We start from the raw sequence: 26,791 nt of genomic DNA, 5'->3' as shown, positions 1-26,791 counted from the left end.
CTACTGACGCATCGACAGTCATTGTAGTGGTCACATGGAGGAATGTCCGGTGAACGATCCATCATGATCACATGGCTGAGTCTGATCCCGTAGGATGTGCTCGCTTTTTCCGTGAGCTAGCAATAGAGCGTTAGGTATGTTTTTTAGGCGCGGGACAGACTTGATGGTCTGGATCAAACCAAAGTACCCGCATGACTTCTCTTTCCCGTATACAGAAAACTCTCTTCGGACCGGTCACTCGAAAGGACATGAGGGAGTCAATATCATCCTGCTGTATTTCTTGGAGGCGTTGTTGGGCATCTTTTGAAAGCCTGCCCAACTCGATATCATGGGAGCCGCTCTTTGCTATTTCTTCCAGGCTCATCGTTTCAAAGCAGTGCAGGCGCTCCATTACCGCTTTGTAATCAGATGCGTCCGTCAAACTACTCCAAGCAAAGGGGCCGCCCTTGTCTGCCCGACTGAATCGCCAAGATATACCGCCGGCGGGGATTTGCCGGGAATGAGGCTGTTTAGCTGGTTTTTCGTCAGGAGTTTGAGAAGCTTTGTGTTTAGCTATCTTTTTGCCATTTCCCTTAGCCATGTAGCCTCACAGTGAACTGTAATACTCAGCCATCGCTGCTTGGGTGATTTCTGCAGTTCCACGTGCGCCATCGGGAAGACCTGCTTCTTTGCGGGCATACTTCCATGGATCTTCTGCATGCGTGAGATCACTTAGCCACTGAGAGTGTTTATCACCATAGTGACTGAGAACTGCCTCAACAGTTTCGCGCTGATCCTTATCGAGAACGGCAGAGGTTCCTTCGATTTCCCCAGGAGCAACCGTGTATTTTCCTTTGTGCGCAAAGTAGAGTTCCGGAACGACAGGGCCATTTGCCCAGGCCTGGATTTTTTCCTGGATCAATGGTGCTTCATCCCAAACCAAGGACCAAGCTTGGCTGTAATAAACAAGCTTCTGTAGCTTCATTGCAGTCATTTCTCCTTTTTTTTCAAGGATAAAAGCTGCTACGTCTGTGGCTTTGACAGGGGTGTGTTTCACAGCCATGTAAACCTCCATGAACATCTGCGGGCGACTATACCTCGCACGCATCCATACGGGGGAATATATAGTGCATATATCCCGGTTGCGCTCGATAAGTCCTCTTCAGTGGGACCTCGGCGCAGGGTACTGTACATGTATACAGTTATTTTGTCACTTCAAACGAAGAGTTATCGAACAGTGGTGCGATTCAACCAACGTTACGGCCTCGCAGCCTCAGAAACACAAAAGCCGCGCTATGCGCGGCTTTGAGTATGGTGGGCCCACACGGACTCGAACCGTGGACCAAAGGATTATGAGTCCTCTGCTCTAACCGACTGAGCTATAGGCCCTCAGTAGGCCGCGGATTATAGCGACGGTTTCTCGGCTGTGCTATCCGAAAAATCCGATACGGTCACACGCAGAAACGTTGCGGCGAACTCTTCGGCGCACAGAGGAAGGCTGACGATGTAGCCCTGGATTTGTTCGCAGCCTTCTTCGGTCAGAAATTGTTGCTGGGCCAGGGTTTCGACGCCTTCGGCGATGATCGAGAACTGCATGCTGCGGCCCAGGGCGATGATCGCCCGTACGATCGCCACATCGTGGGGATCGTCGGGCAGGCCGCGGACGAAGGACTGGTCGATCTTGAGGATGTCCAGTGGCAGGCGCTTGAGGTAGCTCAGGGAGGAATAGCCGGTGCCGAAGTCGTCGATGGCCAGTTGTACGCCCAGTTTTTTCAGTTGGTGCAAGACCGTCAGGGCTTCTTCGGCCTGGCTCATGATGAAGTTTTCGGTAATTTCCAGTTGCAACAAGCCGGGCTTGAGACGGTTTTCCCGCAGCAGTTGTTCGATACGCCCCAGCAGGTTGGGTTGGCGCAGTTGGGCGCCGGCGAGGTTGACGGAGAGCGGGCCGAGGCTTTCGTAGGTGCTGTTCCATTCGCACAACTGCCGGCAGGCGTGTTCGAGGACCCAATCGCCAATTTGCAGGATCATGCCGTTTTCTTCCGCCAGGGGAATGAAGTGTTCCGGCGGCACGTCGCCAAAGGTCGGATGGTACCAGCGAATCAATGCTTCGGCGCCTACCAGTTGGTTGTCGATGAGGCTGATTTTAGGTTGGAAGGACAGCGACAGCTCGTTACGCTCGATCGCCCGTCGCAGCTCGTACTCCATGGCCACACGCTCGCTGGCCTGGGCGGTGAGGTCGCGAGTGTAGCTCTCCACCCGGTTGCGACCCTTGGCCTTGGAGCGGTACATGGCCGCATCGGCGTTTTTGACCAGCGTGGCGACGTCGCAGCCGTCCTGGGGATAGAGGCTGGTGCCGATGCTGGCGCTGATGAAGAACTCGTGCTCGCCGGCCTGGAAGGGGGCGGCGAAGCAGTTCAACAGCTTTTGGGCGATGTGTTCGGCGTCGCTGGGCTGTTGCAGCCCAGGAAGCAGGATGATGAACTCGTCGCCGCCCAGGCGCGCTACGGTGTCGATGTCGCGCAACTGTTCGCGCAGGCGCACGGCGATGCCTTTGAGCAGTAGATCACCGACCGGATGCCCGAGGCTGTCATTGATGTGCTTGAAGCGGTCCAGGTCGAGAAACAGCACCGCGCCCTGGCCACCGTTTTCCTGCTGGCTGTTGAGCGCGCTGAGCAAACGGCTTTCGAACAGCGTGCGATTTGGCAGGCCGGTGAGCGGGTCGTGATGGGCCTGGTAGTCGAGTTTGGCCTGGGCATGCTTGAGGCTGGAGATATCAGCGAAGACGGCTACGAAATGGGTGATCTGCTGCTCCCGGTTGCGCACGGCGCTGATGGTGAGCCAGCTGGGGTACAGTTCGCCGTTTTTGCGCCGATTGGAAATCTCCCCCTGCCAGTGTCCTTCCGCCGTCAGTTGATGCCACATCGCGGCGTAGAACGCGCTGTCATGCAGGCCGGAAGCCAGCAAGCGCGGCGTATGGCCCAAAGCCTCGGTTTCGCTATAACCCGTGATCTCGGTGAAAGCGCGGTTCACGGCACTGATATGTTGCTGTGTATCGGTGATCAGCACGCCTTCGGCCGTGCTTTCGAACACGGTAGCGGCCTGCTGCAGCTTTTCCTGCATCAGATGACGTTCGGTGATGTCCCGGGCGATGGTCAGCATGCAGTTCTCGTTGCCGATCGGCAGCGGACGGCTGGACACTTCGCATAACCTTATCTGGCCGTCGTTGCGACGAATATGGCAGCTGAAATCCCTCACGAAACCGTCCCGTTGCAGCAGTTCCAGCATATGCTTTCGCTCATTGAGGTTGACCCAGATGCCCAGGTCCAGGGTAGAGCGATCTACCGATAGCGCGCTGTTGAAGCCGGTAATGCGACTGAAGCCTTCGTTTACCTCGATCAGCAGGCCGTCGCTCTGCCGGGACAGCAGCAGTCCGTCGGGCGAAGCATGGAAAGCCTTGGCGAACTTCTCCTCGGAAATCTGCAGTTGTTGCTGGGTTTCCTTGAGCTGGCTGATGTCACGCACCACCACGACCAGGGCCGGCGTCGTGTCGAGATCGAAGGGTTCGGCAGAGATCAGGCCGGTGAACACCTGACCGTTGCTGCGGCGAAAGGGCATTTCCAGGTTGCGGATACTACCGGCTTGCAAACGTTGCAGCAGGCTCGGGCCGACGCCCTGGATGCCCCATATATTCAGTTCGGTCGCGGTCTGGCCCACGACGTCTTCGGCGCTCAGGCCGATCTGTTCCTCAAAGGCCTTATTGACCTCCAGCAGGCATCCGTCCATTAAGCGCGCAATGACCAGAATGTCCGGGCACTGTCGGAACACCGATGCGAATTTCTGCTCAGAGAAACGCAGCGCTTCCTCGGTGCGCTTGGCTTCACTGATGTCGATCATCAGCCCGCGGAGCACGGGCTCATGACCGTGCTGGATCAGGCTGACAATGTCGCGTACCCACAGGCAGCGGCCATCGGCGGTAATCACCCGGTAATCGATACAATGGTCGCGGCCGGCATGTATTTCCTGATCGCAATAAGTCTGGGCGCGGATCAGGTCGGCCGGATGAATGATGTTGCGCCAGAAGCCCGGAATCAGCCAATGGGCCAAGGGATAGCCGAGCAAGTCTTCGGCATGGGGCGACACGTAGCTGTAAGTGTAATCGCTGACCCTGGCTTCCCAGGCAATCGCCGAAAGGCTTTCCACCAGTCCGCGGTAGTGATATTCGCTGCTGCGCAGCTCCTGTTCCAAATCGACCCGGCGGGCAATCTCTGAACTGAGGCGACGATTGATGCGAATCACCACCGCCAGGATGCCGACCAGGATAAACAAACCGGGCACGCCATAGAACAGCAGATCCGACCAGAGCTGTCGATAATCCCTTACGTTGCCGATCCACTTTTCCTGGATTTCGCTGACCTCGGCCGGGCTCATGTCCGCGATGACTTTGTCCAGGATACTGATCAGTATCTTTTCGTCGCGAGGTACGGCCATTGCCAACTGATAGCGATAAGGCGTTTCGCCACTGACGTAGAGCCCTTCCAGTTTGAGCTGGCGCAAGCTCCAGACACAGGATGCCAGGTCGCCCACCACAGCATCCACCTGGTCGGTTGCCAAGGCCTGCAGGGCTGAGCTGACGTTGGGTAGTGCCACCAGATTCAGGTCAGGATGATGATTGCGCAGCAACTCATGGGGGGCGTAGTTCTCTACGACAGCGATTTTCAGCCCATACAGGTCCTGGAGATTATGAGGTTGGGCTCTGCCTTGGTGGGCCAGAATGACAATCGGGAAGTCGAGATAGGGTCGCGTGAACGCCAGGTAGTTTTGGCGTTCGGGGGTAGACATGATGCCCGGCAGCAAATCGATCTTGCCCTGGGCCACCTGTTCCAACACCGCAGTCCAGCTGACTGGCTCGATGGGGGTCAGCGTGATAGCCAGCCGTTCACGAATGACATCGACGTAATCAGCGGCCAGCCCTTGATAACGGCCCTGATCGTCGCGAAATTCGAATGGCGGCCATGAGGCATCGACGCCCAGGCGCAGGTTGGGATGGGCCTTGAGCCAGCGCAGCTCTTCTTCAGTGAGCGTCAACGCGCCAGCCGTTGCGGTCCAGGTCAACAATGACAGCAAGAGCATGGCCGTCAGTCTGGGCATCACGGTCTCGTCATGAATCTGGGAGGATGTTTCGAGTGTAGACGGGCAACAGGGCGGGAGCGTCGCGAAGGGGATTTTATCTGCACATAAAGAAACCCCCGGCTGGGCCGGGGGTTCTAAGGGTCACTCGTCGAGGAAGGAGCGCAGGTGCTCGCTTCGCGTCGGGTGGCGCAATTTGCGCAACGCCTTGGCTTCGATCTGACGAATCCGCTCACGGGTCACGTCGAACTGCTTACCAACTTCTTCGAGCGTGTGGTCGGTGTTCATGTCGATCCCGAAGCGCATGCGCAAGACCTTGGCTTCACGGGCAGTGAGGCCGGAAAGTACTTCGCGAGTCGCTTCCTTGAGGCTCTCGACGGTGGCGACATCGATCGGCGACTGCATGGTGGAGTCTTCGATGAAGTCACCCAGATGGGAATCTTCGTCGTCACCGATTGGCGTTTCCATGGAGATCGGTTCTTTGGCGATCTTCAATACCTTGCGGATCTTGTCCTCAGGCATTTCCATGCGTTCGCCCAGCTCTTCCGGAGTCGGTTCGCGACCCATTTCCTGCAGCATCTGCCGGGAAATACGGTTGAGCTTGTTGATCGTCTCGATCATGTGCACCGGAATACGGATGGTGCGTGCCTGATCGGCGATCGAGCGGGTGATTGCCTGACGGATCCACCAGGTGGCGTAGGTCGAGAACTTGTAGCCACGACGGTATTCGAACTTGTCCACCGCTTTCATCAAGCCGATGTTGCCTTCCTGGATCAGGTCGAGAAATTGCAGACCACGGTTGGTGTATTTCTTGGCGATGGAGATCACCAGACGCAGGTTCGCTTCGACCATCTCTTTCTTCGCGCGGCGGGCCTTGGCCTCACCGATCGACATGCGACGGTTGATGTCCTTGATCTCGGCAATGCTCAGGCCGGTCTCGGTTTCCAGCGCACTCAGTTTCTGCTGGCAACGAATGATGTCCGGTTGCAGGCGAGCAATGGCTTCAGCGTATTTGGTCTTGCCCTTGGCCAGTGCATCGCTCCAGCTTTCGTCGACTTCGTGGCCAGGGAACTGACGCAGGAAATCAGCGCGCGGCATACGGGCGTCGCGAACACACAGCTGCATGATTGCGCGCTCTTGCTGACGCAGGCGATCCAGGGCGCTGCGAACGCGCTCGACCAAGCCTTCGAACTGCTTGGGCACCAGCTTGATCGGCATGAACAGCTCGGCCAGCGCCAACAGTTCGGCAATCGCCTGCTTGTTGTCACGCCCGTGCTTCTTCAGGGCCTTGCGGGTGATTTCCATCTGCTCGGCCACGGCGCCGAAACGCTGTGCGGCGATGATCGGGTCCGGACCACTTTCGGCCTCTTCCTCGTCTTCGCTGGCCTCTGCGTCTTCGTCGTCGCTGTCGTCGTCAGCCTTGTCGGCTTTCGTGTCCAGAGGCGGCGGTACTTCGGCGGCAGGCGGCGTGGTGCCGTCATCCGGGTCGATATAACCGCTCAGGACGTCGGACAGACGACCACCTTCGGTGGTGACGCGATTGTACTCGGAGAGAATATGGTCAACCGTGCCAGGGAAGTGCGCGATTGCGCTCATCACTTCACGGATGCCTTCTTCAATACGCTTGGCGATTTCGATTTCGCCTTCACGCGTGAGAAGTTCTACCGTCCCCATTTCCCGCATGTACATGCGCACGGGATCGGTGGTGCGACCAATGTCGGTCTCGACCGCCGCCAACGCTGCTGCCGCTTCTTCCGCGGCCGCCTCGTCGGTATCGGCGTCGGCCAGCATAAGGGCATCCTTATCTGGCGCAACCTCGAATACGTTGATCCCCATGTCGTTGATCATGCGGATGATGTCTTCCACCTGTTCCGGATCTGAAATATCCTCCGGCAGGTGGTCGTTGACCTCCGCGTAAGTCAGGTAGCCCTGCTCACGACCCAATAGGATCAACTCTTTGATACGAGACTGCTGTTGCGCTTTTCCGGACATAACACCCTATCCACTGAAGGTCTTGGCGGGCAAAAAACAAGCCGAGGATTATACCTGAGCTGTGACCTCACGCGCCAGTTGAGGTCGGGTTTGATGCGCTAACATTGCGGCTGAGTAGCTCACGCAATTGGTTTTTCTCTTCGCTGGTCAGCTCGCTCTGGCGTGCTTTTCGCAGAAGTTCTTCAAGGTTTCGCTCGCGTTGGCGGGCGGACAAGCTAGTAATGGTGTCGAAAAACTGTTGTTCAAGGTTGTCTCCATCAATCAGATACTCCTTTTCGGCGAGGGCCTTCAACAGGCGTCCCTGCTCGGTGCCGTGCCACCGTGCGATCAGCTGGAAGGAGTTTAGCCGGGGGTTCTTCTGCACGGCTTCGAGGAGTGCGACCAGCAATTGCGTATTGCTGTGGTCCTCGGCAGCGAAGTGCCCCGCGTTCTCGACCTTTTCTGCCAACTGCGGGTGATGCAGCAAGGTCCGCAGGGCGGCCAGTGTTGGAGGTTCGACGGCGGCCGGCACGCGTGGGGCACGTGGCTGGTCGCGATCGCCGCGCTTGCCGTTTTTGTCCCAGGGTTTCTTGTCCCATTTCTTGCCGCCGCCGTTTTTTTTCGGCGTCCATTCCTGCTGCGGCGCGTAGTCCTGTTGAGGTTGATGATAGTCGGCGAAATCCGGCATCGCGTCGTAATCGATACCTGGGTCGTAAGCCGGTGGGGCTTCCTGCGGGGCGCTGTGAGCCATCTGACTGACGGCCTCGCTGCTGAGTCCGGTGATTTCGGTCAGGCGCTGGCGCATCAGCGTGCGCAGGTTGGCGCCGGGCACCTTGTCGATCAGTGGTGCCGCGAGCGTGACCATGTGGGCCTTGCCTTCGAGGGAGCGCGGGTCGGCTTCTTCGGTCAACTGCTGGAAAAAATAATCGGCCAGAGGTTGCGCGTGCTGGTTGATCCGCGCACGGAACGCATCGGTACCTTCGGAGCGCACCAGGGTGTCCGGGTCCTCGCCCTCGGGCAGGAATAGAAAGCGCGCCCGGCGGCCATCCTGCAGACTCGGTAACGTCGCCTCCAATGCGCGCCAGGCTGCATTGCGACCGGCCTGGTCGCCGTCGAAGCAAAACAGCACGCTGGGCACCACGCGAAAGAGGCGCTTCATGTGTTCTTCGCTGGTGGCCGTGCCCAGGGTCGCCACGGCATTGCGCAGACCTTGCTGGGCCAGGGCGATAACGTCCATGTAGCCTTCGACGACGATGATCTCGTCGAGGTTGCGGTTGTTCTTGCGCGCCTCGTACAGCCCGTAAAGCTCCTGGCCTTTGTGGAATACCGGAGTTTCCGGTGAGTTCAGGTACTTGGGTTTGTCGTCCCCCAAGACTCGACCGCCGAAGGCAATGATTCGCCCGCGGGTGTCACGGATCGGGAACATTACCCGGTCGCGGAAGCGGTCGTAGCGCTTGCCGGTCTCGGCATTCTCAATCAGCAGACCGGCGTCGATCATGGCGCGCTGCTGAAGCGTATCGCTGCTCAAGTGCTTGTACAGGTTGTCCCAGCCGGGCGGGGCGAAGCCGAGGCCGAAGTCTCGGGCTATTTCGCCAGTCAGGCCGCGGCCCTTGAGGTAGTCAACGGCTGCCTTGCGGGCTGGATGGCTTTTGAGGGCCTGGCGATAAAACTCGGCCGCCGCGGCCAGCAAGGGATAGAGTGGGGAGTCGGTCGGTTGGCGCGGTTTGCGTGTCCGCCCGCTTTCCTCCCGGGGGATTTCCATGCCGGCGGCTTTCGCCAGCTCTTCAACAGCCTGGGGGAACTCCAGGTTGTCGTGGTCCATGATAAAGCCGAGGGCGTTGCCGCCAGCGCCACAGCCGAAGCAATAGTAAAACTGCTTGTCGGGGCTGACGCTGAAAGATGGAGTCTTTTCCTTGTGGAATGGGCAGCAGGCCGTGTAGTTCTTGCCGGCTTTCTTCAGTTGCAGGCGAGAACTGACCACGTCGACGATGTCGGTGCGGTTCAGGAGGTCGTCAATAAAGCTCTGGGGAATCAACCCGGCCATGGCGTTCTCGTCATCACTGCGTGAAATAGGGCCCCGAAATCAGCAGGCGTAACCGGTTCCTGATCTTGAGGCACTGTTGAAGCGGTGGCTCGACCGGGTCATCTGCGTCATTGCTGTCGGGAAGTGTATCTGCCGATAATCCACTGACGTTAATTACTGTCAGTATTCATTCGACGGTCTGAAAATGTTGCGCTGAGTCCGGTAACGGCCGGTCAGGCCTCGGATAGCTCGCGGAGCGGGCACGCATGCAGGTGCCTTGGGCTGATCGTCGTTAGAGGAATCAGGGTGTGCTCGTCAGTAGCCTTGGAAGGCTCGTCAGAAGAGACGTGCACCGCTGGCAAAAGAGCCAGGTCTGACGCGGTAAAACAGTTGTCTCGGTCGCGTCTGCGGCTTCGACGGTGAAGCATCAAGCGTTAATCCGCAAATGCCATAAGCCCGGCTTGAGGGCCGGGCTTGGCAGAAGCTTGCTACGAACGTCTGTGTATCAGTACAGACGTACGGCGCGGCGCTGTTCGCGCTGGACTTTCTTGGCGTGACGCTTAACAGCGGCTGCTGCCTTGCGCTTACGCTCGGAAGTCGGCTTCTCGTAGAATTCGCGGCTACGAACTTCAGCCAGAACACCGGCTTTTTCGCAGGAGCGCTTGAAACGACGCAGAGCTACGTCGAAGGGTTCGTTCTCTTTTACTTTGACGGCTGGCATCCAGAGCTACCTTCATTCATTACCGGGGTCAACATCCTCGCGGCAAAAGAGCACTTGAAGACGTCGGTTTTTAAGGGTTGCGGATGTTAACCCCTCAACGCTCGGAATGCAAAGCCTCTGATCGAAAACCGCTGGTCGGAGCACAACGCGGCGACTATTATGCGCGCCTTCGAATTCAGCCTCCACAAGGCGCAAGCCATGCTAGTACTGGGATTAGAAACGTCCTGCGACGAAACCGGCGTCGCGCTTTACGACAGCGAACGCGGCCTGCTGGCCGATGCGTTGTTCAGCCAGATCGACCTGCACCGCGCCTATGGTGGCGTGGTGCCGGAGTTGGCGTCCCGCGATCACGTCAAGCGCATGTTGCCCTTGATCCGTCAGGTCCTGGCCGATGCCGGCTGTGTGCCGACCGAGATCGATGCCATCGCCTACACCGCAGGCCCCGGCCTGGTGGGCGCCTTGCTGGTCGGGGCTTCCTGTGCCCAGGCACTGGCCTTTGCCTGGGGTATTCCGGCGTTGGGTGTGCACCACATGGAGGGCCATTTGCTGGCTCCTATGCTGGAGTCGCAGCCACCGGAATTTCCTTTCGTCGCTTTGTTGGTTTCCGGCGGGCACACGCAGTTGGTCCGGGTCGATGGCATTGGCCAATACGAGCTGTTGGGGGAGTCTCTTGATGACGCCGCCGGGGAAGCGTTCGACAAAACCGCAAAAATGATGGGGCTCAACTATCCGGGCGGACCGGAAATCGCTCGGCTTGCGGCCCAAGGGGTTGAGGGACGCTTCGTGTTCCCGCGCCCAATGTGTGACCGGCCCGGCCTCGACTTCAGTTTCAGCGGCTTGAAAACCTTCGCCCTGAATACCTGGCAGCAGTGCATCGTCGCCGGGGACGACAGCGAGCAAGCCCGTTGCGACATCTCTCTGGCGTTCCAGCAAGCCGTGGTGGAGACTTTGACGATCAAGTGCAAGCGCGCCTTGAAGCAGGCCGGACTCAAGCGCCTGGTGATCGCTGGCGGGGTGAGTGCGAACAAGGCTTTGCGAATGTCCCTGGAGAAAATGCTCGGTGACATGAAGGGTGGTGTCTACTACGCCCGACCGCAATTTTGCACCGACAACGGCGCGATGATTGCCTATGCCGGCTGTCAGCGGCTCATGGCCGGTCAGAAAGAGAGCCTGGCGATCAGTGTGCAGGCACGTTGGCCCATGGAGCAGCTGTTGCCGCTGTGACACGTATCTAGAAATGCCGTTCGCGTCCGGCGAACAGGTCGCGTAGATTGCCCCGGTGACGCCAGACGATCAGCGCGACAAGCGCGGTCATCGGCAGCAGAGCCTGCGGTTCCTGCCAGGCCAGCAAGGGCAAGGTCAGCGGCGTGGCGATCAGTGCGGCCAGTGAGCTGGTGCGGGTCAGATAGAACATCAGTAGCCAGGCCGAGACGGCCAGCAGTGCGGCGGGTGGATAGAGCCCCAGCAGCATCCCGGCGGCGGTAGCGACCCCTTTGCCGCCTCGAAAGCGAAAGTACAGTGGAAACAGATGACCGATGACAGCGCAGACGCCGATCCAGGCCTGTTGCTGCAATGAAAGCCCTGCAAGGTTGGCGATCAGTACCGGTACAAGGCCTTTGCAGAGGTCACCGAGCAGGGTCAGGACGGCAAGCTTGCGTCCGGCCAGGCGCAGCATGTTGGTGGCGCCGGCATTGCCTGAGCCACTCGTTCGCGGATCGGGACGACCCGTCAGGCGGCTGAGCACAATGGCGAAGGACAGCGAGCCGAGCAGGTAGGCGAGGACCGCCAGTAACCAAAACATGCTAACTATTCCGGGCGAGGACGCCCTGATTCTAACGGCGCATTGCGCCCTTGTCGTCTGCGGAGAAGAGTGCTTGGACAGAGTGTTTATCGAAGGCCTGGAAGTCGACACGGTAATCGGTGCCTACGACTGGGAACGAGACATCCGACAGTGCCTGCGGCTTGATCTGAGTTTCGCCTGGGATAACCGCCCGGCCGCCGCCGGTGACGACCTCAACCTTGCGCTCGATTACGCCAGCGTATCGTCGCGTATCCAGGCATTTGCCGGGCAGGCCCGGTTTCAATTGGTCGAGACATTTGCCGAACGACTGGCTCAGGAGTTGATGGACGAGTTCAAGATTACCTGGCTGCGTCTGAAAGTGACCAAGCCTGGCGCCGTCTCGGCGGCCCGCGGTGTTGGCGTGGAGATCGAGCGCGGATGTCGCTGATACAGGTCTTTCTCGGGCTCGGTAGCAATATCGAGCGCGAAACTCATTTGCGTGCCGGGCTTGAAGCTCTCGCTGGCTTCCTGGTGGACATCCGCTGTTCGGCTGTGTTCGAAAGCCAGCCAGTGGGCATCAAGAGCGGACCGTTCTTCAACTTCGTCGTGTCGGCCTACACAGACTTGCCATTGATGGAGCTGGATCGTCGCCTGAAGTTCATCGAGGCGGACAACGGTCGCTATGCACCGGACCGCAAGGGTCTGCCGCTGGACATCGACGTTCTGCTGTATGGCGAACAAGTGGGCAATTTCGACGGGCTGGTCCTGCCTCGCGCAGAAATCCTCAAGAACGCCTTTGTCTTGTGGCCTTTATCGTTGATTGCACCGGACCGGATTCATCCAGGCGTAGGCAAGAGCTTCGCCACGTTGTGGGGCGAGTCGCAGATTGATCAGGTGTTGGCTCCGGTGGCGTTCGAATGGCGGGGTGAGCAGCTCACGCCGCTGGATCTTCTGCGAAGCAACTGACGCCATCGCGAGCAGGCTCGCTCCCACCTTGACTGCGGTAGATATCAGGACTCCATTCACCGCAAACCCTGTGGGAGCGAGCCTGCTCGCGATAGCGGTGGTACATCCACCCACAAATGCCAACTGACACAACGTTCCGTCAGTTTGCTGCTTCCTTGTACGCCTTCAATGCCTTCAGCCGCTCGCGTTTGATCGCCTCACCCAGCTCCGGCCCCTTGAAACCCTTCTCCAGCAAAGGCTGCACCGCCACTGCGCGAGCCGCTGCTGCCGCGCCGCGCAAGTAGTCAGCCTGTGGATAACTTCGTTGTTCAAGCCCTTTGCGTCCGCGCGCATCCATCTCGCATGCTGCAATGAATTCCTCGAAGCGCTGAGGTCGGCGGTACACGTCGAAACTCTGTAACAGTTCGAGCAGCGTGGAGGCCTTCAGCTCAAGTGCGCGATGGCAATGGGTATGGTACTGGCCGACCAGCAATGCCAGTTCCTGGCAGTCGCGAGGCACCTTGAAGCGCTCGTTGACCGCTTTGATGGGTTTCAATCCCTTGTGTTCATGAGCGATATGTCGCGGCCATTCATGCTCGGGCGTGAGGCCTTTTCCCAGGTCATGGAGCAGGCAAGCCCAGCGCACGGTCAGCGGTTGCTGGTGCAAGGCGGCTTGTTCCAACACGCTCAGTGTGTGCACTCCGGTGTCGATTTCCGGATGATGGGCTTTCGGTTGGGGGACACCGAACAGCGCGTCGACCTCAGGCATCAGGACCTTGAGCGCCGCACAGTCGCGCAAGACCTGGATGAAGACCTGTGGTTGATTTTCCATCAGGGCACGGGAGATTTCCTTCCAGCTGCGCTCGGCCGTCAAGGCTTCCAGCTCGCCGGAATGGCTCAGTTGGCGCATCAGTTCGAGGGTTTCATCGGCTACCTTGAAGCCCAGCGGGGCGTAGCGAGCGGCAAAGCGTGCAACACGCAGGACTCGGAGCGGATCTTCGGCAAATGCCGGGGAAACGTGGCGCAAAAGGCGTGCTTCGAGATCGCGTTGGCCATGGTATGGATCGGTGAGATTGCCTTCGTCATCCTCGGCCATCGCGTTGATGGTCAAGTCCCTGCGAACCAGATCTTCTTCAAGCGTTACTTCAGGGCTGGCATGAAACACGAAACCACCATAACCCCGACCGCTCTTGCGTTCGGTGCGGGCGAGGGCGTATTCCTCCCCTGTGTCCGGGGAAAGAAACACAGGAAAGTCTGCACCTACGGGGCGAAACCCCTTGGCAAGCATTTCCTCGGCGGTAGCGCCCACCACAACCCGGTCGATATCAGTGACGGGAATGCCCAGCAGGCGATCACGAACGGCACCGCCGACTTTGTAAATCTGCATAAAAAACCTCCGTTGATCCGACAGGATAACCTTTGCGCCGGACCTTCGGAGGCGAAAGCGAAATCAAAGATGAATGACAGCCAGGTCCAGCCGGCCATAGTCTCCTTCTGCTTGCTCGGCTCTGGGGGGCACATGGTGGGTTTTCATCACTTGGTCGCCTTGCAGGGTTTCCAGGTGGATGTCGAACCCCCACAGGCGGTGCAGATGCTTGAGCACCTCATCGGTGGAATCGCCCAGTGGTTTACGGTTATGTGCCTGGTGTCGCAGGGTCAACGAGCGATCCCCTCGGCGGTCGATGCTGTAGATCTGTACGTTGGGCTCGCGATTGCCCAGATTGTATTGCGCCGCGAGAGTCTCGCGAATGATGCGGTAGCCGCTTTCGTCGTGAATGGCGGGCACCAACAGGTCATCTTTTTGGTCATCGTCGAGGATGCTGAACAACTTCAAGTCCCGGATCACCTTGGGCGAGAGGTACTGCAGGATGAAACTCTCGTCCTTGAAGCTGCTCATGGCGAATTTGATCGTGGATAACCAGTCCGAGCCGGCGATTTCAGGGAACCACCGGCGGTCTTCCTCGGTGGGGTTCTCACACATGCGCCGAATGTCGCGGTACATGGCAAAGCCCAGCGCATAAGGGTTGATACCGCTGTAATAGGGGCTGTCGAAGCCGGGCTGGAATACCACACTCGTGTGAGACGTCAGGAACTCCATCATGAAGCCATCGGTGACCAGGCCTTCGTCATATAAGTCGTTCATCAGCGTGTAGTGCCAGAATGTGGCCCATCCCTCGTTCATCACCTGGGTCTGGCGTTGTGGATAGAAGTACTGGGCGATCTTGCGCACGATACGCACGATTTCCCGCTGCCACGGTTCCAGCAGCGGAGCGTGTTTTTCGATGAAATAAAGGATGTTTTCCTGGGGTTCGGCGGGAAAGCGCGCGTTGTCCTTCTCGCTGTACTTGTCGGCGCCCTTGGGAATGGTCCGCCACAGGTCGTTGATCTGCTTTTGCAGATGCTCTTCACGATCCTTCTGGCGCCGGCGCTCTTCTTCGGCGGAGATCGGGTATGGCCTTTTGTAGCGGTCAACCCCGTAGTTCATCAGCGCATGGCAGGAGTCCAGCAGGTCCTCCACCGCGTCGATGCCGTGGCGCTCTTCGCATTGCATGATGTACTGCTTGGCGAACACCAGATAATCAATGATTGAACTGGCATCGGTCCAGGTGCGGAACAGGTAGTTGCCCTTGAAGAAGCTGTTGTGGCCATAGCAGGCATGCGCGACCACGAGCGCCTGCATGCAGATGGTGTTTTCTTCCATCAGGTAGGCGATGCAAGGGTCGGAGTTGATCACGATTTCATAGGCCAGCCCCATCTGGCCACGCGTGTAGGATTTTTCAGTGCTGAGGAAGTGCTTGCCGTAGGACCAGTGGTGATAACCCAGCGGCATGCCGACCGACGCGTAGGCGTCCATCATCTGTTCGGCGGTGATCACCTCGATCTGGTTGGGGTAGGTGTCGAGGGCATAACGGTCTGCGATACGGCTGATTTCACGGTCGTAGGCCTGGATCAGCTCGAACGTCCATTCGGAGCCGGTGGAAATGGGCTGGCGCTTCTGCTCTTTTTTGGCGGTCATGTCACTAACCTGCGCTGGAAGAGTTCACGGAAGACCGGGTAGATATCCCCGGCCGAGACCAGTTGCTGTTGAGCGAACGTGTCGGAGAAGGCTTCGGCAATGCGTTCGTATTCATACCACAGGGCCTGATGTTCCCGCGGTGTGATTTCCACATAGGTGTAATACTGGACGAACGGCATGATCTGGTTGATCAGGATGTCGCGACAGATCGGCGAGTCGTCGTTCCAGTTGTCACCATCGGATGCTTGGGCTGCGTAGATGTTCCATTCATTGGCCGGGTAGCGTTCGGCCATGATCTCCTGCATCAATTTCAAGGCGCTGGAGACGATGGTGCCGCCGGTTTCCCTGGAATAAAAGAACTCTTCCTCATCCACTTCGCGGGCACTGGTGTGGTGGCGAATGAACACCACATCGATCTTGTCGTAGTTCCGCTTGAGGAACAGGTACAGCAAGATGAAGAACCGCTTGGCGATGTCTTTGGTTGCCTGGGTCATGGAGCCGGACACGTCCATCAGGCAGAACATGACGGCTTTGGAGCTTGGGTTGGGCTGCTTGACCAGCAGGTTGTACTTGAGGTCGAAAGTGTCCAGGAACGGCACCCGATGAATTCGGGCGCTGAGCTTCTCGATCTCCGCTTCGAGGTCTTGAATATCACCGAAATTGTCAGGCTCTTCCTGTTTCAGGCGGGCCAGTTCCTCCTTGACCTCTCGCAGTTTCGCCCGGCTGCTGCCCGACAGGGCAATGCGCCGGGCATGGGCCGAGCGCAGGGTGCGGATGATGTTGATGCGTGACGGATTACCTTCATTGCTGATTCCGGCGCGTACAGTCTTGAAGGTATCGGTACCAGTCAGGTTGCGTTTGACCAGGTTCGGCAATTCCAGATCCTCGAACATGAATTCCAGGAATTCCTCCTGGGTGATCTGGAACACGAATTCGTCCATGCCTTCGCCAGAATTACCGGCCTTGCCGGGACCTCTGCCGCCGCCTCCACCCGGTGGACGGGGAATGTGTTCGCCGCTGGTGAATTCCTTGTTGCCGGGATGCACGACGGTCTGTTTGCCGCCGCGGCCATGGTGAAGCACCGGCTCGTCGATGTCGCGGCCAGGGATGCTGATCTGTTCGCCATGCTCCATATCGGTAATGGAGCGGCGACTGACCGCCTCTTCGACGGCCTTCTTGATATGGTCACGATAACGCCGCAGAAACCGCTGGCGGTTCACCGTGCTCTTGTTCTTGCCATTAAGGCGTCGGTCGATCACATAGCTCATAGGGGCCCTCCGGGCAGCTCCAAGTGATGAGCTACAAGCTTCAAGTAAGAGCAGTTACCCGGTTGTCAGGGGGTAACGCGCTTTTTCCTTGCAGCTTGTAGCTTGTAGCTTGTAGCTGTTTTACTGCGATTTCCGGACCCGCAGGTACCACTCGGAGAGCAGCCGTACCTGTTTGTCGGTGTAGCCACGTTCGACCATGCGTGTAACGAAGTCGTTGTGTTTTTGCTGATCCTCCTTGCTGGCCTTGGCGTTGAAGCTGATGACCGGCAGCAGATCCTCAGTGTTGGAGAACATTTTCTTCTCGATGACCACCCGCAGCTTTTCATAGCTGAGCCAGGTCGGGTTCTTGCCGTTGTTGTTGGCGCGGGCACGCAATACGAAGTTGACGATTTCGTTGCGGAAGTCCTTCGGATTGCTGATGCCAGCCGGTTTTTCGATTTTTTCCAGCTCTTCGTTGAGCGCTACGCGATTGAGAATTTCCCCGGTCTCCGGATCGCGATATTCCTGGTCCTGAATCCAGAAGTCTGCGTACAGCACGTAGCGGTCGAAGATGTTCTGGCCGTATTCGCTGTAGGACTCCAGGTACGCGGTCTGGATCTCCTTGCCGATGAACTCGATATAACGCGGCGCCAGGTATTCCTTGAGGAAGCGCAGATAGCGTTCGCGGGTTTCCGCCTGGAACTGTTCCTGTTCGATCTGCTGTTCCAATACGTACAGGAGGTGGACCGGGTTGGCCGCGATCTCGTGGGGGTCGAAGTTGAAGACCTTGGACAGGATCTTGAACGCGAAGCGTGTAGACAGCCCGTTCATCCCTTCGTCGACGCCTGCATTGTCGCGATATTCCTGGATCGACTTGGCCTTCGGATCGGTGTCCTTGAGGTTCTCGCCATCGTACACGCGCATCTTGGAATAGATGTTGGAGTTCTCCGGTTCCTTGAGGCGCGACAGCACGGTGAACTGGGCCAGCATTTTCAGCGTGTCCGGAGCGCAGTGGGCCTTGGACAGGGAACTGTTGAACAGCAGCTTGTCGTAGATCTTCACCTCGTCGGTGACCCGCAGGCAGTATGGCACCTTGACGATGTAGATCCGGTCGATGAACGCTTCGTTGTTCTTGTTGTTGCGGAAGGTGTGCCATTCCGACTCGTTGGAGTGAGCCAGCAGGATACCGCTGAACGGAATCGCCCCCAGGCCCTCGGTGCTGTTGTAGTTGCCTTCCTGAGTGGCGGTCAGCAGGGGGTGCAGTACCTTGATCGGTGCCTTGAACATCTCGACGAATTCCATCAGGCCCTGGTTGGCCCGGCACAGTGCCCCCGAGTAGCTGTAGGCGTCGGCGTCGTTCTGTGGGAATTCTTCCAGCTTGCGGATATCGACCTTGCCCACCAGTGCCGAAATATCCTGGTTGTTTTCGTCCCCGGGTTCGGTCTTGGCTACCCCGATCTGGTTGAGGATCGACGGGTAGAGCTTGACCACGCGGAACTGGCTGATGTCGCCGCCGAACTCGGCCAGGCGCTTGGTGGCCCATGGCGACATGATGGTGTTGAGGTAACGCCGCGGTATGCCAAAGTCTTCTTCAAGAATCGCACCGTCCTCGGTGGCATTGAACAGCCCCAGGGGCGACTCGAAAACCGGCGAGCCCTTGATGGCATAGAAGGGCACCTTCTCGATCAGTTGCTTGAGCTTCTCGGCCAGGGACGACTTACCGCCACCTACCGGGCCGAGCAGATAGAGGATCTGTTTCTTCTCTTCCAGGCCTTGGGCGGCGTGGCGGAAATACGACACGATCTGGTCGATGCATTCTTCCATCCCGTGGAAGTCTTCAAAGGCCGGATAGCGGCGGATCACCTTGTTGGAAAAGATCCGCGAGAGCCTCGAGTTGGTCGAGGTGTCCAGCAGTTCCGGTTCTCCGATGGCCAGCAACAGACGTTCCGCAGCCGATGCGTAGGCGCTGCGATCCTGCTTGCAGAGTTCGAGGTATTCCTGCAGCGAGTACTCCTCCTGCCGCGTGGACTCGAAACGTTGCTGGAAGTGGCTAAAAATACTCATGACGTCACCTCGCTCGATACGTGGAGCCGGTGTCGGATCAATCAGTCGATGCTGGCCAGCCGCTGGGAACCCAGCTGCCGTTTACCCCCCAGAATGCTTCCAGGAATCCAGGTTCCTGAAAGCTGACTCCCGATGATCCGCGCGCCGGTGTACCGGCTCTCCCCTGTTTTGGATGGCCTGAGGCTAAGAATAGTTCGGAATCGGAGAGGCACAGGTGGAATGCGTAATAAGTTATGGCAGACCGTTCGTCTGCCATCGCTCAAGCCCGCGGATTACGCGGGTTTTGAGCGGCATAAAAAATTATTCGTTGGAGCCTTGCGCTGTTTCTGACGGATACGTCGTACGCCAAAGTTCAAAGCCGCCGTCCAGGCTGTAGACGTCGGTAAAGCCCTGGCCGACCAGGTACGCAGCTGCGCTCTGGCTGGAGTTTCCGTGGTAGCAAACGACAACCACGGGAGCGTCGAGGTCGGCGCGGGTGATGAAATCGTGTAGGGAGTGGTTATCCAGGTGTCTGGAGCCGCTGATATGCGAGGCGGCAAACGTGGCAGGGTCTCGGACATCGACGACAACAGCACCTTGCTCGCGCAGGGCCTGGGCCTTTTCCGGGGGGATGCGTTTGAATTCGCTCATGGGGACTCCTGAGGCCTGAACTACGCGCCGCTCAGACGACGGTGCCGGCCGGTGTTGATTTCGTGGTCGGGGGATGGGGTTTGGAGCGGCCCAGCTCATCGCAATCGCAACGCAGTCGCTCGCCGGTGTCGACGTTCATCAAGGTCATGGCACCGCCCCATACGCAGCCGGTGTCGAGAGCAAAGACCCCGGGTTCGTCGCACTGACCTTCCAGCGACGCCCAGTGACCGAAGATGATTTTCACGTTACGGGTTTTGCGCTCCGGGTGTTTGAACCAGGGGGCGTAGCCGGGCGGCGCGGTCTCGATGCCTTCCTTGCTCTTGAGGTCGAGCTTGCCGTCGCGGGTGCAGAAGCGCATGCGGGTGAAGTAGTTGGTGATGACTCGAAGACGGGCGACGCCGGTGAGGTCGTTGTTCCACTTCGCCGGGTCGTTGCCGTACATGCCGTCCAGGTAGGGAGCGAAAAGGTTGTCATCGCGCAAGGCCTGCTCGACTTCGCCGGCGCACTTGAGCGCCTTGCGCAAGGACCACTGGGGCGCAAGACCTGCGTGGACCAGCGCCAGGTTGCGGTGCTCGTCGTAGTGCATGAGTTTCTGTTGGCGTAACCATTCCAGCAGGTCGACGCAGTCGGGAGCGTCGAGTATTTCCCTCAAGGTGTCGGATTTTTTCAAGCGCTCGATGTTTTGCCAGGCGGCCAACAGGTGCAGGTCGTGGTTGCCCAGTACGCACACCAGCGAATCACGGATGCCATAGAGAAAGCGCAGGGTTTCCAGGGACTCCGGGCCACGGTTGACCAGATCGCCAACCAGCCACAGCGTGTCCTTCTGCGGGTCGAAGGCGACTCGCTCCAGCAAGCATTTGAGCGGGGCGAGGCAGCCCTGGACATCACCGACCGCATAGGTGGCCATCAGTGCAGGGCTCCGGGCACCGCGAGGCGGAAGGGTTTGATCACGGCGTCGAAGCGTTTGCCGTCCTCGGCCAGCATCTGGTAGGTGCCCTGCATGGTGCCCACGCGAGTCGTCATCACTGTGCCGCTGGTATAGCTGTGGCTTTTACCAGGGCCGATCAACGGTTGCTGGCCAACCACGCCCTCTCCACGCACTTCTTCGACATGCCCATCGCCATCGGTGATAACCCAGTGCCGCGACAGCAGCCGGGCCGGCAGCGAGCCATCGTTGCGTACGGTAATGCTGTAGGCGAAGGCGAAGCGGTTGTGCTCGGGTTGCGACTGTTCCGCCAGGAAGCGGGTGGTGACGCTGACGTCGACCAGATAACGGGGATCGGACATGCAAAAGGGCCTTGGAAAGCGAAGCGGGACGCGGGTACGGCTGATCGGGTCAGTCTAGGCCAAATATCGGGTAGTAAACCAGAGGGCTCGCCACCCGATAGCGGTCCTCTTCGGTCAGAGGGCGTCGGCTTTAGGCGCGGCCTGTTCGCTGAGTTTGTCGGCCAGGCGTACGAATGCCGCCAGATCCAGTTGCTCGGGTCGCAGGCTGCCGTCTACGCCTGCCGCTTCGATTTCGGCGCTGCTGAGCAGCAGCTTCAGGGTATTACGCAAGGTTTTGCGACGCTGGTTGAAGGCTTCACGGACGACGCGTTCGAGCAGTCGATGATCCTTGGCCGGATGGGGCAGGACGGCATGGGGCACCAGCCGGACGATGGCCGAATCGACCTTCGGCGGCGGATTGAAAGCGCCAGGGCCCACATTGAACAGGTGTTCGACCCGGCAATGGTACTGGACCATGATCGACAGCCGACCCCAATCGCCCCCGCCAGGACCGGCGGCCAGGCGCTCGACCACTTCTTTCTGCAACATGAAGTGCATGTCGCGGATCAGGCCGGCATTGTTCAGCAGGTGGAAGATCAATGGTGTGGAGATGTTGTACGGCAGGTTTCCCACGACTCGCAGGCTGTTCGGTGCGGCGTTCAGGCTGTTGAAGTCGAATTTCAGCGCGTCGCCTTGGTGCAAGTTGAAGTTGCTCTTGCCGGCGAATTGCTGGTTGAGGATGGGAACCAGATCCTTGTCCAGTTCCACCACGTCCAGTTGTGCGCCGCTGCCCAGCAGGCCTTCGGTCAACGCACCCTGGCCTGGGCCGATTTCCAGCATGCGGTCGTCGGGCTTGGCGTTGATGGAGCGCAGGATGCGATCGATCACGCCAGCGTCATGCAGGAAGTTCTGGCCGAAACGCTTGCGCGCACGGTGTTGGTATTGCTCAGTCATAAATGGGTCTCGGCCATCTGGTAGGCGGTTTCCAGCGCGACTTGCAGGCTGCCGGTATCGATCCGGCCGCTGCCAGCCAGGTCCAGGGCGGTGCCATGGTCCACGGAGGTGCGAATGATCGGCAGGCCCAGGGTCACGTTGACGGCTGCGCCGAAGCCTTTGTACTTCAGCACAGGCAGGCCCTGGTCGTGGTACATCGCCAGCACCGCGTCGCAGTGCTCCAGATATTTGGGGGTAAACAGAGTGTCGGCAGGCAGCGGGCCATGCAGGTCCAGGCCTTCGCTGCGCAACCGCTCCAATGCAGGTTCGATGATGTCGATCTCTTCGCGGCCCAGGTGACCGCCTTCACCGGCATGCGGATTGAGCCCGCACACCAGGATGCGAGGCCGGGCGATGCCGAACTTTTCCTGCAGGTCGGCATGCAGTATTCGCGTCACCCGTTCCAGGCGTTCAGGGGTTATGGCGTCGGCAATGTCCCGCAGGGGCAGGTGAGTGGTCACCAGGGCCACGCGCAGGCCTCGTGTGGCGAGCATCATTACCACTTGTGCCGTGTGAGTCAGGTCTGCAAGGAACTCGGTATGCCCGGAAAAGGCGATGCCGGATTCGTTGATCACGCCCTTGTGCACCGGTGCGGTGATCATGCCTGCGAACGTTCCATCCAGGCAGCCCTGGCCGGCTCGGGTCAGGGTTTGCAGAACGAACCCTGCGTTGGCCTTGTCCAACTGCCCGGTTACTACAGGGGCGCCCAAAGGCGTGTCCCAGACATAGAGGCTGTTGGCGGGGGCCGGAACATCCGGCCAGGTGTCGGGTGACACAGCTAACAGGTCGACAGTCACACCCAGCTGTGCGGCCCGCTCAAGGAGCAGGTCGCGGCTGGTGATGGCGATCAACGGGTACGGCTGGGGTTGCGCGGCGAGCAGAAGGCACAGGTCGGGACCGATGCCGGCAGGCTCGCCGGGCGTCAGCGCGAAACGCTTGGGTTTCACTGCGCTGCCTGGCTTGCACCAGGAAGTTTGATTTCGACGTAGGCTTCATCGCGGATCTGGCGCAACCAGGTTTGCAGCTCTTCGTCGTACTTACGGTTGCGCAATACGGTCATTGCCTGCTGCTCGCGAGCCTGGGTGGTGCTGTCGGTAGCGCGGCGGCCAAGGACTTCCAGCACATGCCAGCCATAGGGGCTCTTGAACGGTTTGGACAGCTGACCTTGTGGCGTCTGGGCCATGACCTGGCGGAACTCGGGCACCAGTGCGTTTGGATCAACCCAGTTCAGATCGCCGCCGTTGAGGGCCGAACCCGGATCTTCCGAGAAGCTCTTGGCCAGCTCGGCGAAATCTTCGCCCGCTTCGATGCGGTCGTAGAGTTTCTCGGCCAGACGCTTGGTTTCGGCTTCGCTGCGGATTTCGCTTGGCTTGATCAGGATGTGGCGAACATGCACTTCATCGCGTACCTGGGTGCCGCCGCCACGTTTTTCCAGCAGCTTCAGGATGATGAAGCCGCCCGGAGTACGGGCCGGCTGGGTGATATCGCCCACGGCCATGGCACTCAGTTCGCGGTCGAAAGGTGGCGGCAGTTGAGCGGCTTTACGCCAGCCCATGTCGCCACCTTCCAGGGCGTTTTCGCTGCCGGAGCGGGCGACGGCCATCTGGCCGAAATCGGCGCCTTGCTTGAGTTGCTGGTAAACATCCATGGCCTGGCGATAAGCACTCTGAATCGCTTCGGAGCTGGCGCTTTCCGGCGTAGGAATCAGGATGTTCGCCAGATGCAGTTCTTCGGAAAGCTGCATCTTGCCCAGGTCGGAAGCGAGGAAGTTCTTCACTTCCTGCTCGGACACCTGAATACGTTCGGCCACCCGACGCTGACGCACGCGGCTGATGATCATCTCGCGACGGATCTGATCCCTGGCATCCTCGTAGGAAAGGCCATCACGGGCCAGGGCCGCACGGAACTGGTCGAGGGTCATGTTGTTGCGCTGGGCGATGGTGCCGACGGCCTGGTTCAGCTCTTCATCGGTAATGCGAATACCGGAACGTTCGCCGATCTGCAACTGCAGGTTCTCGACAATCAGGCGTTCGAGCACTTGCTGGTCCAGCACGCCCGGTGGCGGCAGGCCGCCGCCGCGCTTGGCGATGGTTTGCTGCACTTCATGGACGCGCTGGTCCAGCTGGCTCTGCATGACCACATCGTTATCGACGATGGCCACTACTTTATCGATGGACTGTACCGCGGCGTTGGCCGCGGTACCCAGGAACAGCGCGCCCAGCATCAGCGGGCGCAGACAATCAGAAAGCTTGGTCTTCACGTTCACGATAACCTTGGATGCCTTTGTCGAGGAAGCTCTCTACCTTGGCGCCGGTGAGGCCGCCGAGTCCCTTCAGGACAATTTGTAGGAAGACGCCGTGGTCGCCTTTTTCGTTTTCCGGGGCGGCTTGACTGAACTCTTCATAGTCGACCCAGTAACGGTTGATCAGGCGCAGTTTCCAGCAGCAATTGTCGTATTCGAAACCACCGAAGGCTTCCAGGGTACGGTTGCGGTTGTAGTCATACTGCCAGCGGCTGATTGCGTTCCATTGCGGCACGATCGGCCAGATGATCGAGAAGTCGTGCTGCTTGATCTTGTAGTAGTCCTTCACGTAACCGGGTGTGCCTGGCGTGCCGTAGTCGCCGCCACCCACTTGCCACTGACCGGTGGCCTCGTCGTAACGGACCTGGTCATTGCGATAGCGGTAACCGGCGTTGATAACCTTGTTCGGGTTGTCTTCTGGCTGGTAGTGGAACATCGCACTACCCGAGCGCGGGCTGTGAGTGTCCGGGTCCCAGTTGTAGGTGGCGGTGGTGCGCCAGTCGCGGTTCCAGCGGTATTCGTACTCAAGCGCGTACGGCGAGACGTCCGACTTGGCATCTTCACGGGTCTCGAAGTCAATGCCCGGCAACTGAACCTTGCGGTCCTTGAAGTAGAACGCCTGGCCAACGCTGACACGCTGGCGCTCGAAACCGTTTTCTTCGATCCAGCGGCTGGTCACGCCCAGGGACAGCTTGTTCTCGTCGCCGACACGGTCAGAGCCGGTAAAACGGTTGTCCCGGAACAGCGAGGAGTAGCTGAAGGTGGATTCGCTGGTATCGAAAACAGGAATGTCGTCCTGATCTTTTTCCGGTACATAGAGGTAAAACAGGCGAGGCTCCAATGTCTGGCGATAGTTGGAGCCAAACCACTGGGTGTCCCGGTCGAAGTACAAGCCGCTGTCGATGCTGGCGATTGGAACAGCACGGTTTGGCGTGCTGTCGTATCCATTCCCCACAGCAGACCTTCCGGTGCTGTCCAGATCAAGGTCGTACTGGGTGTATTGGTACTTGAGCGCTGGCTTGATGTAACCGTAGCTCGCTGTCATGGGCAGGCTTACGACCGGTGCGAGATTCATGCGATTGCCATTTGCCCGGGCCAGCCCTCTGATATTGGTATCCAGCCATGGCGTGGAGAAGCCTTCTTCGTCGCTGTACAGGCCATCCCTCAAGTCACGATCGAAGCGCACCAGTTCCGTCTCGTAAGCGAAGTTCAGCCCATACGGATGTTGCGGCAGGGAGCCGTTGAAGGTGATTTGAGGCAGGCGGCTATATGGCGTGATCTTCGAAATCGTCGCCATTTGATAAGCCTGGGCATTCAGCCGCGCCGTGAAGTTGTCCCCACGGTAGCTGACAGCCCCTTGCTGATTCACGTAGTCCCGGGATTCGACACCGATCTGGTCGGTCTGAAGATCCTGGAAGTAATACGGATCGCTGATCTTGGTGTAGTCGACTTCCGTCAGCACGCGCGAATCGAGGCCGCCCTTGTGCTGCCAGTTGTACATGTAGCGGGTCTTGCTGTAGTCGGACTGCTTGGCGCGTTCGTCTTCTTCGTCGTTGAGGTACGCGGCGCCGAACTGGCCTTCGCTGGATTTGGTCAGGTATCGGAACTCGCCTTCCATCAACAGGCCGCGCTTGCTCATGTAGCGCGGGTACAACGTGGCGTCGTAGTTCGGCGCCAGGTTGAAGTAGTAAGGAGTGACCAACAGGAAGCCGGTATCGCTGCCGCTGCCGATGGTCGGCGGCAGGAAGCCGGACTGGCGACGATCGTCGATCGGGAAATAGATGTACGGGGTGTACAGGACCGGAATGTCCTTGACCCGCAGTGTCACGTTGGTTGCGGTACCGAAGCCGGTCGCCGGGTTCAGGGTGATGTTATTGCCCTTGAGTGTCCAGGCGTTGCTGTTCGGTTCGCAGGTGGTGTACGTACCGTCCTTGAGGCGGATGATCGCGTTTTCGGCACGCTTGGCATACAGGGCGTTACCGCGGATACGCGATTTGTGCATCACGTATTCCGCGTTGTCGACCTTGGCTTCGCCGGTGTCCAGCTGGACATCGGCGTGGTCGCCGACGATTAGCGCGCCGTTGTCGCGAACCCGCACGTTACCGCTCAGCTCACCGCGGTTCTCCGCCTGGTACAGGCTGGCTTCATCGGCCTCGACCTGCATGCTGCCCTGGCGCATGACCACATCGCCAGCCAGGGTAGCCACCTGTTGTTCCTGCTCATAGCGCGAAGCCTTGGCGCCGAGGAAGGTCGGGGCATCGCTCTTGGCCGTCTTGTCGTTCATGCCGGGACGGGGTGGCTCGATGTAGGCACCGGAGCAGTAAGGACCTGTCTCGGCCAATTGCGCGGGGGTGAGGTTCTCCCGCGGAACCCAGTCAAGATGACTGTAGTCTTCACTGCGGGATTTCAGGCCACGACCCTTGGCTTCGGTAACCAGCATCGGCTTGTCGCCGGCTTCTTCGACCGAGTTGCTGCCAGTCGGGGCTTCGCTGCTGTCGGAAACGGCGCTGCCTTCATGCACCGGGCGCGGCGGCAAGGCAGCGGCCGGAGTCTTGGGCGAACAGTCCCAGGCACCCGTTGCGGACACGGAGCAGTCATACTGCTGCGCCGCGACGACGAATGAAGAGGCCAGAGGTTGAAGGGCCAGCAGACTGCCGGTAACCAGCAACGGAAATTTTTTACGAAACGCGGGGGATTTCAATGCCATCTTATTAGTCCGGGCTTCCT

At 59.0% G+C, this 26,791-nt stretch carries 21 protein-coding genes and 1 tRNA gene; 3 read left to right on the top strand and 19 right to left on the bottom strand.

Annotated features, from left to right (window positions below; translation table 11 throughout):
* Positions 1–130: 130 nt before the first annotated feature.
* The 7 genes from EGM97_RS02525 to rpsU all read right to left on the bottom strand — a co-directional run bounded on the left by EGM97_RS02525 (position 131) and on the right by rpsU (position 9,821).
* Positions 131–580: a hypothetical protein gene (locus tag EGM97_RS02525; RefSeq protein ID WP_238962360.1), complete on the bottom strand. Its 450-nt coding sequence runs from the start codon at positions 578–580 to the stop codon at positions 131–133.
* Between the two features lie 6 nt (positions 581–586).
* Positions 587–1,042: a Panacea domain-containing protein gene (locus tag EGM97_RS02520; RefSeq protein ID WP_477788774.1), complete on the bottom strand. Its 456-nt coding sequence runs from the start codon at positions 1,040–1,042 to the stop codon at positions 587–589.
* A gap of 249 nt (positions 1,043–1,291) precedes the next feature.
* Positions 1,292–1,368: transfer RNA gene (locus EGM97_RS02515), tRNA-Ile, on the bottom strand.
* 15 nt (positions 1,369–1,383) lie between these two features.
* A complete protein-coding gene (locus tag EGM97_RS02510) occupies positions 1,384–5,127 on the bottom strand; it encodes a bifunctional diguanylate cyclase/phosphodiesterase (RefSeq protein ID WP_238962358.1) in 3,744 nt (1,247 codons plus the stop codon).
* Between the two features lie 123 nt (positions 5,128–5,250).
* Entirely contained in the window at positions 5,251–7,098 is a 1,848-nt protein-coding gene (gene rpoD / locus EGM97_RS02505; RefSeq protein WP_238962357.1) for an RNA polymerase sigma factor RpoD, read from the bottom strand.
* A 67-nt stretch (positions 7,099–7,165) separates the two neighbouring features.
* The gene (gene dnaG, locus EGM97_RS02500; protein WP_238962356.1) at positions 7,166–9,121 is read right to left on the bottom strand and encodes a DNA primase; all 1,956 of its coding nucleotides are present in this window, start codon (positions 9,119–9,121) and stop codon (positions 7,166–7,168) included.
* Between the two features lie 484 nt (positions 9,122–9,605).
* Positions 9,606–9,821: a 30S ribosomal protein S21 gene (gene rpsU, locus EGM97_RS02495; protein WP_002551877.1), complete on the bottom strand. Its 216-nt coding sequence runs from the start codon at positions 9,819–9,821 to the stop codon at positions 9,606–9,608.
* Between the two features lie 198 nt (positions 9,822–10,019).
* Here rpsU and tsaD point away from each other — a divergent pair, with 198 nt between their 5' ends.
* Entirely contained in the window at positions 10,020–11,045 is a 1,026-nt protein-coding gene (tsaD, locus tag EGM97_RS02490; protein ID WP_238962390.1) for a tRNA (adenosine(37)-N6)-threonylcarbamoyltransferase complex transferase subunit TsaD, read from the top strand.
* Between the two features lie 7 nt (positions 11,046–11,052).
* Here the strand turns inward: tsaD and plsY are convergent, their stop codons facing one another.
* Positions 11,053–11,622: a glycerol-3-phosphate 1-O-acyltransferase PlsY gene (plsY, locus tag EGM97_RS02485; RefSeq protein ID WP_238962355.1), complete on the bottom strand. Its 570-nt coding sequence runs from the start codon at positions 11,620–11,622 to the stop codon at positions 11,053–11,055.
* Between the two features lie 73 nt (positions 11,623–11,695).
* On the opposite strand from plsY, the gene folB reads away from it, so the two are divergent.
* Both folB and folK read left to right on the top strand, forming a co-directional pair.
* Positions 11,696–12,049: a dihydroneopterin aldolase gene (gene folB / locus EGM97_RS02480; protein ID WP_238962354.1), complete on the top strand. Its 354-nt coding sequence runs from the start codon at positions 11,696–11,698 to the stop codon at positions 12,047–12,049.
* Entirely contained in the window at positions 12,040–12,567 is a 528-nt protein-coding gene (gene folK / locus EGM97_RS02475; RefSeq protein WP_238962353.1) for a 2-amino-4-hydroxy-6-hydroxymethyldihydropteridine diphosphokinase, read from the top strand. Before folB ends, folK begins: the two co-directional genes overlap by 10 nt.
* 139 nt (positions 12,568–12,706) lie before the next feature.
* Here folK and EGM97_RS02470 read toward each other — a convergent pair whose 3' ends face one another.
* The 11 genes from EGM97_RS02470 to EGM97_RS02420 form a co-directional block, all read right to left on the bottom strand.
* A complete protein-coding gene (locus EGM97_RS02470; protein ID WP_238962352.1) occupies positions 12,707–13,933 on the bottom strand; it encodes a multifunctional CCA addition/repair protein in 1,227 nt (408 codons plus the stop codon).
* Positions 13,934–13,996: 63 nt separating this feature from the next.
* A complete protein-coding gene (locus tag EGM97_RS02465) occupies positions 13,997–15,562 on the bottom strand; it encodes a SpoVR family protein (protein ID WP_053156345.1) in 1,566 nt (521 codons plus the stop codon).
* Positions 15,559–16,830: a YeaH/YhbH family protein gene (locus EGM97_RS02460; RefSeq protein ID WP_053156348.1), complete on the bottom strand. Its 1,272-nt coding sequence runs from the start codon at positions 16,828–16,830 to the stop codon at positions 15,559–15,561. Before EGM97_RS02460 ends, EGM97_RS02465 begins: the two co-directional genes overlap by 4 nt.
* A gap of 120 nt (positions 16,831–16,950) precedes the next feature.
* Positions 16,951–18,873, bottom strand: coding sequence for a PrkA family serine protein kinase (locus tag EGM97_RS02455; RefSeq protein WP_053156351.1), 1,923 nt, complete (start codon positions 18,871–18,873; stop codon positions 16,951–16,953).
* Positions 18,874–19,173: 300 nt separating this feature from the next.
* Positions 19,174–19,503: a thiosulfate sulfurtransferase GlpE gene (gene glpE, locus EGM97_RS02450; RefSeq protein ID WP_238962351.1), complete on the bottom strand. Its 330-nt coding sequence runs from the start codon at positions 19,501–19,503 to the stop codon at positions 19,174–19,176.
* Positions 19,504–19,534: 31 nt separating this feature from the next.
* Positions 19,535–20,410: a symmetrical bis(5'-nucleosyl)-tetraphosphatase gene (locus EGM97_RS02445; protein WP_238962350.1), complete on the bottom strand. Its 876-nt coding sequence runs from the start codon at positions 20,408–20,410 to the stop codon at positions 19,535–19,537.
* Positions 20,410–20,790, bottom strand: coding sequence for a Co2+/Mg2+ efflux protein ApaG (apaG, locus tag EGM97_RS02440; protein WP_238962349.1), 381 nt, complete (start codon positions 20,788–20,790; stop codon positions 20,410–20,412). Before apaG ends, EGM97_RS02445 begins: the two co-directional genes overlap by 1 nt.
* Before the next feature lie 114 nt (positions 20,791–20,904).
* Positions 20,905–21,723 carry a 16S rRNA (adenine(1518)-N(6)/adenine(1519)-N(6))-dimethyltransferase RsmA gene (gene rsmA / locus EGM97_RS02435; protein ID WP_238962348.1) on the bottom strand — a complete coding sequence of 273 codons (819 nt, stop codon included), beginning with the start codon at positions 21,721–21,723 and terminating at the stop codon, positions 20,905–20,907.
* Positions 21,720–22,709, bottom strand: a complete 990-nt coding sequence (gene pdxA, locus EGM97_RS02430; protein WP_238962347.1) for a 4-hydroxythreonine-4-phosphate dehydrogenase PdxA — start codon at positions 22,707–22,709, stop codon at positions 21,720–21,722. The genes rsmA and pdxA overlap by 4 nt, the downstream gene beginning before the upstream one ends.
* Positions 22,706–24,022, bottom strand: a complete 1,317-nt coding sequence (gene surA / locus EGM97_RS02425) for a peptidylprolyl isomerase SurA (protein WP_156315972.1) — start codon at positions 24,020–24,022, stop codon at positions 22,706–22,708. Before surA ends, pdxA begins: the two co-directional genes overlap by 4 nt.
* Positions 24,003–26,771 (bottom strand): LPS-assembly protein LptD, encoded by a 2,769-nt coding sequence (locus tag EGM97_RS02420; RefSeq protein WP_238962346.1) that lies wholly within the window; start codon positions 26,769–26,771, stop codon positions 24,003–24,005. Before EGM97_RS02420 ends, surA begins: the two co-directional genes overlap by 20 nt.
* Positions 26,772–26,791 lie beyond the last annotated feature (20 nt).

Source organism: Pseudomonas sp. AF32 (assembly GCF_022342325.2).
In the GTDB taxonomy this organism is placed as follows: Bacteria; Pseudomonadota; Gammaproteobacteria; order Pseudomonadales; family Pseudomonadaceae; genus Aquipseudomonas; species Aquipseudomonas uvaldensis.
The sequence above is the reverse complement of the archived record's forward strand: the minus strand, read 5'-3'. Positions and strand labels throughout refer to the sequence as shown.